Annotated in this window: 12 protein-coding genes; 1 reads left to right on the plus strand and 11 read right to left on the minus strand. The window is 68.8% G+C overall.

Features of this window, described 5'->3' with window-relative positions; genetic code table 11:
* Positions 1-65: 65 nt before the first annotated feature.
* The 9 genes from rodA to ACICHK_RS14795 form a co-directional block, all read right to left on the minus strand.
* Positions 66-1,262, minus strand: coding sequence for a rod shape-determining protein RodA (rodA, locus tag ACICHK_RS14755; RefSeq protein ID WP_406837259.1), 1,197 nt, complete (start codon positions 1,260-1,262; stop codon positions 66-68).
* Positions 1,259-3,517, minus strand: a complete 2,259-nt coding sequence (gene mrdA / locus ACICHK_RS14760) for a penicillin-binding protein 2 (protein WP_406837260.1) — start codon at positions 3,515-3,517, stop codon at positions 1,259-1,261. Before mrdA ends, rodA begins: the two co-directional genes overlap by 4 nt.
* Positions 3,518-3,657: 140 nt before the next feature.
* Positions 3,658-4,329 carry a rod shape-determining protein MreD gene (mreD, locus tag ACICHK_RS14765; protein WP_151471394.1) on the minus strand — a complete coding sequence of 224 codons (672 nt, stop codon included), beginning with the start codon at positions 4,327-4,329 and terminating at the stop codon, positions 3,658-3,660.
* A gap of 19 nt (positions 4,330-4,348) precedes the next feature.
* Entirely contained in the window at positions 4,349-5,287 is a 939-nt protein-coding gene (gene mreC, locus ACICHK_RS14770; RefSeq protein WP_151471396.1) for a rod shape-determining protein MreC, read from the minus strand.
* 219 nt (positions 5,288-5,506) lie between these two features.
* Positions 5,507-6,526: a rod shape-determining protein gene (locus tag ACICHK_RS14775; RefSeq protein ID WP_103551380.1), complete on the minus strand. Its 1,020-nt coding sequence runs from the start codon at positions 6,524-6,526 to the stop codon at positions 5,507-5,509.
* Positions 6,527-6,966: 440 nt separating this feature from the next.
* Positions 6,967-7,380, minus strand: a complete 414-nt coding sequence (gene ndk, locus ACICHK_RS14780) for a nucleoside-diphosphate kinase (RefSeq protein ID WP_045557536.1) — start codon at positions 7,378-7,380, stop codon at positions 6,967-6,969.
* 196 nt (positions 7,381-7,576) lie between these two features.
* Positions 7,577-7,948 (minus strand): DUF4233 domain-containing protein, encoded by a 372-nt coding sequence (locus ACICHK_RS14785; protein WP_406837261.1) that lies wholly within the window; start codon positions 7,946-7,948, stop codon positions 7,577-7,579.
* A gap of 5 nt (positions 7,949-7,953) precedes the next feature.
* The gene (locus ACICHK_RS14790; protein ID WP_406837262.1) at positions 7,954-9,492 is read right to left on the minus strand and encodes a bifunctional folylpolyglutamate synthase/dihydrofolate synthase; all 1,539 of its coding nucleotides are present in this window, start codon (positions 9,490-9,492) and stop codon (positions 7,954-7,956) included.
* Between the two features lie 255 nt (positions 9,493-9,747).
* On the minus strand, positions 9,748-12,372 hold the full coding sequence (locus ACICHK_RS14795; protein WP_406837263.1) for a valine--tRNA ligase: 2,625 nt from the start codon (positions 12,370-12,372) through the stop codon (positions 9,748-9,750).
* Between the two features lie 137 nt (positions 12,373-12,509).
* Between ACICHK_RS14795 and ACICHK_RS14800 the strand changes: the two genes are divergently transcribed.
* Positions 12,510-13,445: a hypothetical protein gene (locus ACICHK_RS14800; protein ID WP_406837264.1), complete on the plus strand. Its 936-nt coding sequence runs from the start codon at positions 12,510-12,512 to the stop codon at positions 13,443-13,445.
* Between the two features lie 570 nt (positions 13,446-14,015).
* Here the strand turns inward: ACICHK_RS14800 and clpX are convergent.
* Together clpX and ACICHK_RS14810 are read right to left on the minus strand one after the other, a co-directional pair.
* A complete protein-coding gene (gene clpX / locus ACICHK_RS14805) occupies positions 14,016-15,302 on the minus strand; it encodes an ATP-dependent Clp protease ATP-binding subunit ClpX (protein WP_151471405.1) in 1,287 nt (428 codons plus the stop codon).
* A 159-nt stretch (positions 15,303-15,461) separates the two neighbouring features.
* Entirely contained in the window at positions 15,462-16,142 is a 681-nt protein-coding gene (locus ACICHK_RS14810) for an ATP-dependent Clp protease proteolytic subunit (protein WP_037618822.1), read from the minus strand.
* Positions 16,143-16,185 lie beyond the last annotated feature (43 nt).

Consider the following 16,185-nt stretch of genomic DNA (forward strand, 5'->3'; position numbering starts at 1 on the left):
TGCGGCCGGTCCTGGTGTCGCCCCGTGTTCTCCGGGGCGACACCAGGACTCCATCCGGGAATCGCCTAGGCCGACATCGGGCGTTGCACCTTGATCGACTGCAGGAGGCCGATCGCGACCCAGACCGCGAACATGGAGGATCCTCCGTAGGACACGAACGGGAGCGGCAGGCCGGCGACCGGCATGATCCCCAGGGTCATGCCGACGTTCTCGAAGGACTGGAACGCGAACCAGGCGATGATCCCGGCGGCGACGATCGTGCCGTACAGCTCGGTCGTCTCGCGGGCGATGCGGCAGGCGCGCCACAGGATGACGCCGAGGAGCAGCAGGATCAGGCCCGCGCCCACGAAGCCCAGTTCCTCGCCCGCGACCGTGAAGACGAAGTCGGTCTGCTGCTCGGGCACGAACTGGCCGGTGGTCTGCGAACCGTGGCCGAGGCCGGTGCCGAAGAGGCCGCCGGAACCGATGGCGATGCGGGCCTGGTTGGTGTTGTAGCCGACGCCGGCCGGGTCGAGGTCGGGGTTGGCGAAGGCCGCGAAGCGGTTGATCTGGTACTCGTCGAGGACGTGCAGCCGCCAGGCGGCGACCGCGCCGAGGGCGCCCGCGCCGATGAGGCCGAACACCCAGCGGTTGGAGGCGCCGGAGGAGAGCAGCACGCCGAGCACGATGACGACCGCGACCATGATCGTGCCGAGGTCGGGCATGAGCAGCACGATCATCATCGGGACGGCCGCGAGGCCCAGTGCCTGGACCACCGTGCGGTGGTCGGGGTACATCTTGTCGCCCGCGTCCACCCGGGTGGCCAGCAGCATGGCCATGCCCAGGATGATCGTGATCTTGATGAACTCTGCGGGCTGGAGCGACAGTCCGCCCGCGACGAGCCAGTTGCGCTGGCCGTTGATCGTGGCGCCGAGCGGGGTCAGCACCAGCAGGATCATGAAGACCGAGATCCCGTACAGGATCGGCACGGCCGTGCGCAGGGTGCGGTGGCCGAGCCAGATCGTGCCGATCATCAGGGCGAAGCCGATGCCGGCGTTCACCAGATGGCGGATGAGGAAGAAGTACGGGTCGCCCTGGTTGATCTCGGTGCGGTTGCGGGTGGCCGAGTAGACGAGGGCCGATCCGATCGCCGAGAGCGCGACGGCCGACAGCAGTATCGGCCAGTCGAGCCTGCGGGCGATCGAGTCGCGGGCGAACAGGCGTGTCCAGCCCGCGCGCTCGGGTCCGTACCCGGAGACGGAGAAGTTGTTGGCTCCGGTCATGTCAGGATCCTCTTCCCCCGCCCCTTCGGCGGGCGGGCGGTACGCCTCCGGGTGACGCGGTTGCCGCCGGTGGGTGACGCGGTGGTGCCGGCGGGCTGGTCCGGGCCGGGGGTGGCGTCCTTGGGGGCCTGGCTGGCCTGCTGGTCCTTGGCCGGGTCCTTGGAGATGCGGCCGGACTCGATCGTGCCGTCGGTCTGGATCTTCGGCAGGCCCTTCTGCGGGGTGGGCAGGAGGGCGTTCTTCTTGTCGATGCTGCCGTCGGCGGCGACGCCGTAGAGCGCGTTGTAGATCTTGCGCACGGCCTCACCGGACGCTCCCGAACCCGTACCGGCCTGGGAGATCGTCATGATGATCGCGTAGTCCTTGGAGTACGTGGCGAGCCACGACGTCGTCTGCTTGCCGTAGACCTCGGCGGTACCGGTCTTGGCGTGCAGCGGGATCTTGTCCTGGGGCCAGCCGCCGAACTTCCAGGCGGCGGTACCGCGGGTGACGACGCCCGCGAAGGCCTCGTTCATGCCCTTGAGCGTGGCCTTGCTGACCGGCAGCTTGCCGCTGACCTTGGGCTTGATCTCCTGGACGGTGCTGCCGTCGGCGCTGACGATCGCCTTGCCGATGGTCGGCGTGTACATGGTGCCGCCGTTGGAGACCGCGGAGTAGATGACGGCTTCCTGGATGGGGGTGACGAGGGTGTCACCCTGTCCGATGGAGTAGTTGATCGAGTCGCCCTCGCGCATCTTGTTGCCCTCGAGGCAGTTCTCGTACTCGATCTGCTGGACGTAGGTGCCGCCCTTCTTGCCGCTCTTGCACCAGGCGTCCTTGTTGGCCTTCCAGTAGTTCTGCTTCCAGGTGCGGTCCGGGACGCGGCCGGTGACCTCGTTGGGGAGGTCGACGCCGGTCTCCTGGCCGAGCCCGAACTGGTGGGCCGTCTTGTAGAAGTAGTCCTTGGGCTTCTTCTTCGGGTTGATGCCGCCGTCCTTCTTCCACTCGTTGTCGGCGAGTCCGTAGAAGACGGTGTCGCAGGAGACCTCCAGCGCGCGGCCGAGCGAGATCGGGCCGAAGCTCTCCCCCTCGAAGTTCTTGAAGACCTGGCTGCCGACGGAGTACGAGCTGGTGCACGGGTAGTGCCCGTCGAACGGGTATCCGGCCTGGACCGCGGCGGCGGTGGAGATCACCTTGAACGTCGATCCGGGCGCCGACTGACCCTGTATGGCGCGGTTCAGCAGCGGGTAGTTGGACTTCTTGCCGGTGAGGGCGGTGTAGTCCTTGCCGGAGATGCCGCCGACCCAGGCGTTCGGGTCGTACGTCGGGGCGGACGCCATGGCGACCACGCGGCCGGTCTTGGCCTCCATGACCACGACGGCGCCGGAGTCGGCCTTGTAGTTCTCGCCGGTGATCTTGTCGAACTGGGTCCGGGCGACCTTCATCGCGTAGTCCAGCTCGTACTCGGCGACGCGCTGGACGCGGGCGTCGATGCTGGTGACGAGGTTGGCGCCGGGTTCGGCCTTGTCGCTCTTGGCCTTGCCGATGACGCGGCCGAGGTTGTCGACCTCGTAGCGGGTGACGCCGGCCTTGCCGCGCAGGGCCTTGTCGTACTGCCGCTCCAGGCCGGAGCGGCCGACCTGGTCGGAGCGCAGGTAGGGCGAGTCGGTGTCCTTGGCCTTGGTGATCTCGTCGTCGGTGACGGGCGAGAGGTAGCCGAGGACCTGCGCGGTGTTGGCCTTGCCGGGGGCCGCGTAACGGCGCACGGCCTCCGGTTCGGCGGTGATGCCGGGGAAGTCCTCGGAGCGCTCGCGGATCTGCAGGGCCTGGCGCGCGGTGGCCTTGTCGGTGATGGGGATCGGCTGGTAGGGCGAGCCGTTCCAGCAGGGCTGCGGCGTCTTGGCGTCGCAGAGGCGGACCTTCTGGATGACGTCCTTCGGCTTGAGGCCGAGGACGCCGGCGAGCTTGGTGAGGACGCCCTTGCCGTCGTCGGCCATCTTCATCAGGTCCGTGCGTGAGGCGGAGACCACGAGCCGGGTCTCGTTGTCGGCGATCGGCACGCCCCGCGCGTCGAGGATCGAGCCGCGCACGGCGGGCTGGACGACCTGCTGGACGTGGTTGCCGGAGGCTTCCTTGGCGTACTCGTCGCCGTTGCGGATCTGGAGGAACCAGAGCCGTCCGCCGAGGGTGCCGAGGAGGGAGAGGACGAGAATCTGGATGATGACGAGACGGATCTGGACCCGTGGGGTCCGGCCGGTCTCCGGGATATTGGTCACTGCTGCTGCCTCCCCCTCTCAGTGTGTGTACGAGTCGTACGAATACACGGCGAACCTGTGCGCGGTGACACCGCGGCCGGTCAAGTCCCGTGACGCCCGGGGCGCTTGGGCCGGCCGCCGGACGGGGCTCGTCGCTGTGGTCACAGGCGCTTGACCCCCTTGATGCGTCCGGCGCGGGCGCTCCGTGCCTTGGCCGCCTTCACGCGCAGTCCGCCGCGCTGGCTGCCGATGCGCAGGCCGGTGCCGGAGGACAGCCAGCCCGAGGAGACGTCGGCCGTCTTGGAGGCCGGACCGCCGTCGGTGAGCGGATCGTTCTCGGCACGCCGGGCCAGGGCCATCAGCACCGGCACGACGAAGGGCGCGAGCAGCAGGTCGTAGAGGGTGGCCGTGATGAGCAGGTTGTTGAGCCCGACGTGGCGGGCGGCGGTGTCGCCGACGAGTGCGCCGACGCCCGCGTACAGCACGGTGGAGCCGATCGCGGCGGCGACGACCACGGCCATGGGGCCGGTGGCCGACTTGAGCCGGCCGTTCTCGGGTCTGGCCAGACCGGCGAGGTAGCCGACGACGCAGAGCACGAGGGCGTAGCGTCCGGCGGCGTGGTCGGCGGGCGGGGCGAGGTCGGAGAGCAGGCCCGCGCCGAAGCCGATGAGCGCGCCGCCGACGTGCCCGTAGACCAGGGCGAGGGCGAGCACGGTCAGCAGCACCAGGTCGGGGACGGCGCCCGGGAGATGGAGTCGGGCGAGGACGCTCACCTGGATCACCAGGGCGACGACCACCAGGGTGACGGAGAGCAGCATCCGGTTGAAACGCATGGGATTCGGCTCCTCCTGTTTACTGCTGCTGGCCGAGGTCGGGGGCGCTCGCCGAGGGGGTGACCGTCACGGTCACGGTCGGCGTGGGCGTCGGCTTGGGTTTCGGGGGCAGCACGGTGTCGCGGGGGTCGCTCTTGGGTGCCGCGACGACGACGCCGACGATGTCGAGCTTGGTGAACGATACGAACGGCGTCACGTAGATCGTGCGGGTCAGGTCGCCGCCGGAGGGGTCGACCCGGGAGACGACGCCGACGGGGACGCCGGGCACGAACGGCTTGTCGGACTGCGAGCCGAAGGTGACCAGCCGGTCGCCCTTCTTGATCTTCGCCTTGGCGTTGAGGAGTTCGACGCGCAGCGGGCGGTCGCCCTGCCCGGCGGCGAAGCCGAGTTCGTCGGTCGACTCCATGCGGGTGCCGACGGTGAAGTCGGGGTCGTTGGCGAGGAGCACGGTCGCGGTGTCGGGGCCGACGGTGGTCACGCGGCCGACCAGTCCGTCGCCGTTCAGGACGGTCATGTCGCGCCGGATGCCGTCGTTGGCGCCGACGTCGATGGTGACGGTCCAGGAGAAGCCCTGGGCGGCACCTATGGCGATGACTTCGGCGCCCTTGATGCCGTACTGGCCCTCGCCCGCCACCTTGATCATCTTGTCGAGCTGCTTGAGGCGGCTGCGGTTGCGGTCGTCGCTGCCGAGCTTCGCCTTCAACGCCGCGTTGTCGTGCTCCAGTTGGGCGACACGGTCGTGCCGTTCACCCGAGTCGCGGACCGCGGAGATCGCGTTGCCGACGGGGTCGACCGCGGACGACACCCCGTTCTCGATCGGGCCGAAGACCGTCGCGGCGGCCTGGCGGGCACCGTCGACCGGTGAGTCCTGCCCGCCGCGGATGTCCACCGTGATCAGTGCGAACGCGATGGCGATCAGCAGCACCAGGAGCAGCCGGCTCTCTCGTGTGTCCCTCACGTGCGGCGGCCGTGCCTTCCTCGTCGTATTGGGTCAACAGGGGCGCGCCCTGGGCGAAAAGGATGCCCACGGTGCGATGAGGCTGGGGTGGGGGGTGGTGAGGCGGGGTGGCTGGTTTGGAGGAGTTTATGACTCTATGTCGCAGGAGTTTATGCCTCCATACCAACGATCCGCCGCACGAGAAGGGGTGATCTCGTACGGCGGAATCGAAGTGTTACGTCATCTGCGGGGCTGGGCGTCCAGGACCTGCTGGAGCGCCTCGAACTCCTCGACACACTTGCCGGAGCCGAGCGCCACGCTGTCGAGCGGGTCCTCCGCGATGTGGATCGGCATGCCGGTCTCACGGCGCAGCCGCTCGTCCAGGCCGCGCAGCAGGGCTCCGCCGCCGGTCAGGACGATGCCCCGGTCCATCACGTCACCGGAGAGCTCGGGCGGACACTTGTCGAGCGTCGTCTTCACGGCGTCGACGATCGCGTTGACCGGCTCCTCGATCGCCTTGCGGACCTCCGCGGCGGAGATGACGACCGTCTTGGGCAGACCGGAGACCAGGTCCCGGCCGCGGATTTCGGTGTGCTCGTCAGTGTCGAGGTCGTACGCCGAACCGATCGTGATCTTGATCTGCTCGGCCGTCCGCTCACCGAGGAGGAGGCTGTACTCCTTCTTGATGTGCTGGATGATCGCGTTGTCCAGCTCGTCGCCCGCGACACGGATGGACTGGGCGGTGACGATGCCGCCGAGCGAGATGACCGCGACCTCCGTGGTGCCGCCGCCGATGTCCACCACCATGTTGCCCGTGGCCTCGTGGACCGGCAGGCCGGCGCCGATGGCCGCGGCCATGGGCTCCTCGATGATGTGCACCTGGCGGGCGCCGGCCTGGGACGACGCCTCGATGACGGCACGGCGCTCGACGCCCGTGATGCCGGAGGGCACACAGACGACGACACGGGGGCGGGCGAGGTAGCGCCGCTTGTGGATCTTCAGGATGAAGTAGCGGAGCATGCGCTCGGTGATCTCGAAGTCGGCGATGACGCCGTCCTTCAGCGGACGCACGGCGACGATGTTGCCCGGCGTCCGGCCGATCATCTTCTTGGCTTCCGCGCCCACCGCGAGGATCCCGCCGGTGTTGGTGTTGATCGCGACGACGGAAGGTTCGTTGAGTACGATCCCTCGGCCCCTGACGTACACCAGCGTGTTGGCGGTCCCGAGGTCGACAGCCATGTCACGGCCGATGAACGACATTGAGTTCCCCATCAGGATTCGTCTGGCCTTCCCAAAGCGAACGTTGACGGCTTTTTAGGGACGGCGCGAGGTTGGTGCAGCGACGTGAACGGTCCCATCGTAGACGCGCCCGCACGAACACTGCGCGATGGTCCTGGCCATTGTCGGCAGATGGCGGAGCGACTCGCTTGCGGAGACGAGCCATCGGGGTCACCCGTTCCCTCGATCAGCACGCATATGCCACGGGACGGCCGGATTTTTCACGGCCGTCCCAGGTCAGACTGTCGAAACCCTACTGACGAGGCCTCAGAAAATTCTTTGAAAATGTACTGCCCGACAGGCCCCGGAGATCGTCACGGACGGCCCCGACGAGGCCGTCCGTGACCTCGGCGAGGCCGTCCGTACGCGAGACCGTGACCGTCCGTGCGCGCGGACGCCGCGCGGAACCGTCGTCCGGGCGCTCAGGCGCGGCCGGGGAAGAAGATCTTCACCTCGCGCTCGGCGGACTCCTCGGAGTCGGAGGCGTGGATCAGGTTCTCGCGGACGATCACGCCGTAGTCGCCGCGGATGGAACCGGGGGCGGCGGCGATCGGGTCGGTCGGGCCGGCCAGGGCGCGCACGCCCTCGATGACCCGCTCGCCCTCGACGATCAGGGCCACGACCGGACCGGAGGCCATGAACGCCACCAGCGGCTCGTAGAAGGGCTTGCCCTTGTGCTCGCCGTAGTGCTGCTCCAGCGTGTCCTGGTCCAGGGTCCGCAGCTCCAGCGCGGTGATCTGCCAGCCGGCCTTGCGCTCGATACGGCTGATGATCTCGCCGGTCAGGCCGCGACGGACGGCGTCGGGCTTGAGAAGGACGAGGGTGCGCTGGCTCACGGGAAAGCTCCTTCGGGGTCACACTTGTGCGGATGAACGAGGCTACAGGGCGTGTCCGGGTGGCCGTCGCACAGCGCCAGGTGGTACGGGCGCGCGCCTCCGTCCGCCGGGGCCGCGCGCTCGCGCGCCCCACGGACCGGTGCGGGCCGCCGTCCGCACGCACCGGAACGGCACACCGGGCCGGTCCGCCTGCCGTCTAGGCCGGGTTGCCGCCGGGCTCGGTCCGGTCCTGCGCCTGCGCCTGCGCGGCGAACCTGGCCTTGGCCTCGTCGATCTTCCGGCCGTAGTGGACCGAGGCCCACCACAGGGCGGCGAAGGCCGCGCCCAGGATGAACATCGACGGCACGAAGACGCCGCCGGCGATCAGCAGGATCTGCAGCGCCCAGCCGAGCTGGACACCGCCGGGCCGCGTGATCATGCCGCACAGCAGCACGCTCAGCGCCATCAGGACCCCGCAGACCGTCCAGACCGTGGCCGTGGACAGGTCGGGTTCCTTCATGGCGACGAGCCCGGCGAAGCCGATGACGAAGAACTCGCCGATCAGCGTGGAAGCACAGAGCGTACGCACGTGGGTCAGCCCTTCCCCAGGAGCAGTCGGACCTCGCCGACCGTGATGACGGATCCGGTGACCAGCACGCCCCCGCCCGCGTACTCGCCCTCTTCCTCGGCGAGCGTGATCGCGGCCTCCAGGGCGTCGTCGAGACGCGGTTCGACCTGTACCCGGTCCTCGCCGAAGACCTCGACGGCGATCCCGGCGAGTTCGTCCGCGTCCATCGCGCGATGGCTGGAGTTCTGGGTGACGACGACCTCGGCGAAGATCGGCTCGAAGGCCTCGAGCACTTCGCGCACGTTCTTGTCGCCGCTCACACCGACGACCCCGATCAGCCGGCTGAAGTCGAAGACCTCGCTCACCGCCTCGGCGGTGGCGCGGGCCCCGGCGGGGTTGTGCGCGGCGTCGAGCACCACGGTGGGCGAGCGGCGCACGATCTCCAGGCGGCCCGGCGAGGTGACCGAGGCGAACGCCTTGCGCACGGTGTCGATGTCGAGCCGCTGGGCGTGCGCCGAGCCGACGCCGAAGAACGCCTCGACCGCGGCGAGCGCCACGGCGGCGTTGTGCGCCTGGTAGGCGCCGTGCAGCGGCAGGAAGACCTCTTCGTACTCCCCGCCGAGGCCGCGCAGGGTCAGCAGCTGCCCGCCGACCGCGATCTGCCGTGACACGACACCGAACTCGAGGCCCTCGCGGGCCACCGTCGCGTCGACCTCGACGGCCTTCTTCAGCAGCACCTGGGCCGCGTCGACCGGCTGCTGGGCGAGGATGACGGTGGCGTCCTGCTTGACGATGCCCGCCTTCTCGGCGGCGATCTCGGCGTGCGTCTCACCGAGCCGGTCGGTGTGGTCGAGGTCGATGGGGGTCACGACGGCGACGTCCCCGTCGATCACGTTGGTGGCGTCCCAGCTGCCTCCCATGCCGACCTCGACGACGGCGACGTCCACGGGCGCGTCGGCGAAGGCCGCGTACGCCATGGCGGTGAGCACCTCGAAGAAGGACAGCCGGTACTCCTGCCGTGCGTCGACCATCTCGACGTAGGGCTTGATGTCGTTGTACGTCTCGACGAAGCGCTCGGCGGGGATCGGGGTCCCGTCCAGGCTGATCCGCTCGGTGATCGACTGCACGTGGGGGCTGGTGTAGCGGCCGGTGCGCAGGTCGAAGGCGCCGAGCAGCGCCTCGACCATGCGGGCGGTGGAGGTCTTGCCGTTGGTGCCCGTGATGTGGATCGAGGGGTACGCGCGCTGCGGCTCGCCGAGGACGTCCATCAGCGCCGCGATCCTGCTGACGGACGGCTCCAGCTTGGTCTCGCCCCAACGGGTGGCGAGCTCGGACTCCACCTCGCGCAGCGCCTTGTCGACCTCGGGGTCGGCGGGCCGCGCGGGTACGTCGGCCTGGGGACCGCCGCCGCCCCGGGTGCGCAGGGTGCGGCTGCCGGCTTCGATCACCGCGAGGTCGGGGTCGCGGTCGGTCTCGTTGGCCACGATCTCGTCGAAGAGACCGAGCGGGTCGTGGTCCTGCGACTCGTCGGACGCGCTGCTGTCGTGCGGGGGGAGGTCACTCACGGGGCCAGTCTACGGAGGTGGCGGGGTGTGGGGGCGTGTGGGGCCCCATGGGGTTTTTCGCCCCCTCCGCCCCTTCCCGTCCCGCACCCGGGGCTCCGCCCCGGACCCCGCTCCTCGAACGCCGGAGGGGCTGATTCTCAGCCCCTCCGGCGTTCGAGGACGAGGCCGTCCAGGCCGAAGAAAGCCTGTCGTGTACGGCGGAAGGCCCCCGGAACTCGATGGTTCCGGGGGCCTTCGCCGGGCCGGGGGCCGGGGCTACGCCTCGGGCAGGCGCTCCAGCTGGGCCTGGATGCGGGCGATGTCCTCGTCCGCCTTGGCGAGCCGGCCTCGGATCTTGTCCACGACGTTGTCCGGGGCCTTGGCGAGGAACGCCTCGTTGCCGAGCTTGGCGTTCGCCTGGGCCTTCTCCTTCTCCGCGGCGGCGAGGTCCTTGGCCAGACGCTTGCGCTCCGCGGCGACGTCGATCGTGCCCGACAGGTCGAGCGCGACCGTGGCGCCCGCCACCGGCAGGGTCGCCGTGGCCGAGAAGCTCTCGCCCTCCGGCTGGAGCCGCAGCAGCTGGCGGATGGCCGCCTCGTGCGGGGCGAGGGCCGTCCCGTCGAGGGCCAGCCGGGCCGGGACCCGCTGGCCGGGCTGGAGGCCCTGGTCGGCACGGAAGCGGCGGACCTCCGTGATGACCTGCTGGAGCTTCTCGATCTCCTGCTCGGCGGCCTTGTCACGGAAGCCCGAGTCGGTCGGCCAGTCGGCGACGACGACGGACTCGCCGCCGGTGAGCGTCGTCCACAGCGTCTCGGTGACGAAGGGGACGATCGGGTGGAGGAGGCGGAGCGTGACGTCCAGGACCTCGCCGAGGACCCGGCCGGAGACCCTCGCGGGCTCGCCGCCCGCCATGAACGTCGTCTTGGACAGCTCGACGTACCAGTCGAAGACCTCGTCCCACGCGAAGTGGTAGAGGGCGTCGGAGAGCTTCGCGAACTGGAAGTCCTCGTAGAACGCGTCGACTTCGGCGATGGTCTCGTTGAGCCGGGAGAGGATCCAGCGGTCGGTCGCCGACAGCTCCTCCGGCTCGGGCAGCGGACCCTCGACCGTCGCGCCGTTCATCAGCGCGAAGCGGGTGGCGTTCCAGATCTTGTTGGCGAAGTTCCGGGAAGCCTGGACCCAGTCCTCGCCGATCGGCACGTCGGTACCGGGGTTGGCGCCCTTGGCGAGGGTGAAGCGGACGGCGTCGGAGCCGTACTTGTCCATCCAGTCGAGCGGGTCGACGACGTTGCCGAAGGACTTCGACATCTTCTTGCCGCGCTCGTCGCGGACCAGGCCGGTGAGGGCGATGGTCTTGAACGGGACCTCGCCGTCCATCGCGTACAGGCCGAACATCATCATCCGGGCGACCCAGAAGAAGATGATGTCGTGGCCGGTGAGCAGGACGTCCGTCGGATAGAACTTCTGCAGGTCGGGGGTGTTCTCCGGCCAGCCGAGGGTGGAGAACGGCCACAGGCCGGAGGAGAACCAGGTGTCGAGGACGTCGGTGTCCTGCGTCCAGCCCTCACCGGTCGGCGGCTCCTCGTCGGGACCGACGCAGACGACCTGCCCCTCCGGCCCGTACCAGACCGGGATGCGGTGGCCCCACCACAACTGGCGCGAGATGCACCAGTCGTGCATGTTGTCGACCCAGTCGAAGTAGCGCTTCGACATGTCGGCGGGGTGGATGGCGACCCGGCCGTCGCGGACCGCGTCACCGGCGGCCTGCGCCAGCGGGGCGACCTTGACCCACCACTGCATCGACAGGCGCGGCTCGACCGTCGTCCTGCAGCGCGAGCAGTGGCCCACGGAGTGGACGTAGGGGCGCTTCTCGGCGACGATCCGGCCCTGCGAGCGCAGCGCGCCGACGATGGCGGAACGGGCCTCGAAGCGGTCGAGTCCCTGGAAGGGGCCGTGGACCGTGATGACGGCACGCTCGTCCATGACCGTGATCGACTCCAGGCCGTGGCGCTGGCCGATCGCGAAGTCGTTCGGGTCGTGGGCGGGGGTGACCTTGACGGCACCGGTGCCGAACTCGGGGTCGACGTGGGTGTCCGCGACGACGGGGATGGAGCGGTCGGTCAGCGGCAGCTTGATCCGCTTGCCCACGAGGTGCTTGTAGCGCTCGTCGTCCGGGTGGACGGCGACGGCGGTGTCACCGAGCATGGTCTCGGCACGGGTGGTGGCCACGACGAGGGTCTCGTCGCCCTCCCCGTACTTGATGGAGACGAGCTCGCCGTCGTCCTCCTGGTACTCGACCTCGATGTCCGAGATGGCGGTGAGACAGCGCGGACACCAGTTGATGATGCGCTCGGCGCGGTAGATCAGCTCGTCGTCGTAGAGCTTCTTGAAGATGGTCTGGACGGCCTTGGACAGGCCCTCGTCCATGGTGAACCGCTCACGGTCCCAGTCCACGCCGTCCCCGAGCCGGCGCATCTGGCCGAGGATCTTGCCGCCGTACTCTTCCTTCCACTGCCAGACCCGCTCGACGAACTCCTCGCGGCCCAGGTCGTGGCGGGACTTGCCCTCTTCGGCGAGCTGCTGCTCGACCTTGTTCTGCGTGGCGATGCCGGCGTGGTCCATGCCGGGGAGCCAGAGCGCCTCGTACCCCTGCATGCGCTTACGGCGCGTCAGCGCGTCCATCAGCGTGTGCTGGAAGGCGTGCCCGAGGTGCAGGCTTCCGGTGACGTTCGGCGGCGGGATGACGATGGTGTACGGAGGCTTCTCGCTCTTCGCGTCGGCGGCGAAGTAACTCCGTTCTACCCAGCGCTCGTACAGCTTCCCCTCTACCTCGGCCGGCGCGTACTGGGTCGGCAGTTCGGTACTGGGCGCTGATGGCTGCTGCTGAGCGTTCTCGGTCACGGGATCAGTTTAGGGGCGTCACGCCCATGTCCCGAAACGGGATTACTTCGTAACGGTGCACCCCCTGCGGACCTGGGGGCCTGACCTGTGCGTCAGGATGTCAGGAACACATAAGGCACCTGGAGGGGAACCCAGAAATGAGCTACAACCAGCCGGGCCCGTACGGCGGGCAGCCCCAGCAGCCCGGACCCTACGGTCAGCCGGGCGGCCAGCCCGGCCCTTACGGCCAGCAGCCGCCGGCCCCCCAGCCCGGCTACGGCTACCCCCAGCAGGCTCCCCCGGCCCCGGGTTACGGCTACCCCCCGCAGGCTCCGGGTGTCCCGCCGCAGACTCCCCCGTACGGCCAGCCGCCCTACGGCACGGTCCCGATGCCGCCCGTGCCGGACGGCGGCAAGAAGAAGACGGGCCTGATCATCGGCGGCGTGGCCGCGGTGGCGGCGATCGCGGTGGGCGCGTACCTGGTGCTCGGCGGCAGCAGCAGCGGCTCCGACGTGGCCGACGACGGCCCGCACAAGCTGACGACGCCGGCGACGGTGATCGACGGACAGTACAAGCGCATGGGCAAGGACCAAGGCCCGCAGGACCCGTCCTCCGGCGACGCGAAGGACCTGGCCGCCAGCGGTATCACCAACTCCAAGTCGGTGGGCGGCGTCTATTCCACGGTCGACCTGAGCAACCCGGACACCCTGAAGGACCCGACCGCCATCGCGGGCTCCAAGGCCATCACCTTCTCCGGCCTCTACGGCAAGGTGAAGGACCCCGAGGCGGCGATCGACGCCTCGTTCGCCAACATCAAGAAGGACTCCGCCAAGGAGTCCGACTCCAAGATCGAGTTCATCGGCGACGCCAAGTCCGTGAACCCGTCCGGCCTGGACGGCGCGATCATGAAGTGCCAGGAGGCAAAGGCGCCCAACCAGGCGACCGGCAAGACCGACACCCAGTACATGTGCATGTGGGCCGACTACAGCACGCTCGGCTTCGGCGTGGCCGCCCAGGGCGGCCAGGGTGTGAGCATGGAGGAGTCGGCCCGGGTGACCGCGGCCCTGCGCAAGGACATCCGCGTCAAGATCTGATGTTCCGCACCGCGTGCGGGAGCGCATCGAACGGTGAGGGGCTCGGCCTGTCGGACGAGCCCCCTCTTTCCCTGCGCTAAGGCCCTTGTTCCGGTCCCTTCAGAGCCACAGCCCATCCGTCATGCGTATTTACAAGCGCTGTCGGCTTCGCCAGCCTTGAGGCCCGCGTTGACCAACGCGACATAGCAGGCCGGATTTGCGACTCTGCCCGCGACCGGGGTCGATATGTGGTGATGGCCGCAAGCTGCGGTCACCTTGGGCCCGACGTTGTAGCCGAGCCAGGCGACATAAGACCGGCACTCCGCAGTGGTGGCGGACGCCGGTGCTGCCATCACGAGGGGAACGACCCCCGCCGCCGCAGCCACGCTCAGCGCCGTCAAGGCACGCCTCAGTCTCATCTTCCGGTCCTCCCGTTTCACCTTCGCAAGGCGGTCTACCTTGTGTGATCAATAAACATCAGATGTCGACACGATGTGGGCAGAAAACAGGAGTTGGCGTGATCTTTGCGTCACACGCCGAAGAGGCACCCGGCAATTGTCCGCCGGGTGCCTCTTTGTCATGCAGGTGTCGCTACGCCGTCTTCTGCTCCCCGGGGCCGCCGCGGCGGGCGTCCCTCGGGATCAGGGTCGGGTTGACGTTGCGCAGGACCACGTCGGCGGTGATGACGACGCGGGCCACGTCCTTGCGGGACGGGACCTCGTACATCACGGCCTGGAGGACTTCCTCCATGATGGCGCGCAGGCCGCGGGCGCCGGTCTGGCGCAGGATGGCCTGGTCGGCGATGGCCTCCAGGGCCTCGCGCTCGAAGTCCAGCTCCACGCCGTCGAGTTCGAAGAGGCGCTGGTACTGCTTCACCAGGGCGTTGCGCGGCTCGACCAGGATCTGCAGGAGCGCCTCGCGGTCCAGGTTGTGGACCGAGGTGATGACCGGCAGACGGCCGATGAACTCGGGGATCATGCCGAACTTGACCAGGTCCTCCGGCATGACGGCCTCGAACTGGTCCTTGGACTCCAGCTCGCGCTTCGAGCGGATCGTCGCGCCGAAGCCGATGCCCTTCGCGCCGGCCCTGGACTCGATGAGCTTCTCCAGGCCCGCGAAGGCACCGCCCACGATGAACAGGACGTTCGTCGTGTCGATCTGGATGAACTCCTGGTGCGGGTGCTTGCGTCCGCCCTGCGGCGGCACCGAGGCCGTCGTGCCCTCGAGGATCTTGAGCAGGGCCTGCTGGACGCCCTCGCCGGAGACATCGCGCGTGATCGACGGGTTTTCGCTCTTACGGGCGACCTTGTCGATCTCGTCGATGTAGATGATCCCGGTCTCGGCCTTCTTGACGTCGTAGTCGGCGGCCTGGATCAGCTTCAGCAGGATGTTCTCGACGTCCTCGCCGACGTACCCCGCCTCCGTCAGCGCCGTCGCGTCGGCGATGGCGAACGGGACGTTCAGCATGCGCGCGAGGGTCTGGGCCAGGAGCGTCTTGCCGGAGCCCGTGGGGCCCAGCAGGAGGATGTTGGACTTCGCGAGCTCGATGGCGTCCTCGCGGTTCTGGCCCGTGCTGTTCTCACCGGCCTGGACGCGCTTGTAGTGGTTGTACACCGCGACGGAGAGGGCCTTCTTGGCCGACTCCTGGCCGACCACGTACCCCTCGAGGAACTCGTAGATCTCGCGGGGCTTGGGAAGTTCCTCCCAGCGCACCTCGCTCGTCTCGGCGAGCTCCTCCTCGATGATCTCGTTGCAGAGATCGATGCACTCGTCGCAGATGTACACACCGGGGCCTGCGATGAGCTTCTTGACCTGCTTCTGGCTCTTGCCGCAGAACGAGCACTTGAGCAGATCGCCGCCGTCACCGATGCGTGCCACGGTGTGCTTCCCCTTCGCCTGGGAGCCGCCTGGATCCAGCGGCTCCTGGTGCTGCCTTATGTCCGACGGTACCTTGCCGAGCCCCTCGTTCGGGCCCCCTTGGCGCGGTTCACTTTGTCGTGAACCGCGCCAAGGGGCGGCAGACGATACAGCGATACGTCACACGACCGCGGAGTTGTTCATCTTGCGGGTGGAAATGATCTGGTCGATCAGGCCGTACGCCAGCGCGTCCTCGGCCGTGAGGATCTTGTCGCGCTCGATGTCCTCGCGGATCTTCTCGATCGGCGTGGTCGAGTGCTTGGCCAGCATGTCCTCCAGCTGACCGCGCATCCGGAGGATTTCGTTCGCGGCGATCTCGAGGTCCGAGACCTGACCGCGTCCGGTCTCGCTGTAGGGCTGGTGGATCAGCACGCGCGCGTTCGGGAGCGCCATGCGCTTGCCCGGGGTGCCGGCGGCCAGCAGGATCGCGGCGGCCGAGGCGGCCTGGCCCATGCAGACCGTCTGGATGTCCGGCTTCACGAACTGCATCGTGTCGTAGATGGCCGTGAGGGCCGTGAACGAGCCGCCGGGGCTGTTGATGTAGACCGAGATGTCACGGTCGGGGTCCATCGACTCCAGGCACAGCAGCTGCGCCATGACGTCGTTGGCGGAGGCGTCGTCGATCTGCACGCCGAGGAAGATCACGCGCTCCTCGAACAGCTTCGCGTACGGGTCGTACTCGCGCACGCCCTGCGAGGTGCGCTCGACGAAGCGCGGGATGACGTAGCGGGACTCCGCGCGAGGACCGGTGTACTCGGCCTGCGTGCGGGCGTAGAGGCCGCTGCCGGGGAAGTCGTTCACTGTGTCTCCTGGAAAACCTGAAAAGGGCTGAGCGGTCGGCTGT

The sequence above is a fragment of the Streptomyces sp. AHU1 genome (assembly GCF_045343905.1).
Taxonomy (GTDB): Bacteria; Actinomycetota; Actinomycetes; order Streptomycetales; family Streptomycetaceae; genus Streptomyces; species Streptomyces triticiradicis.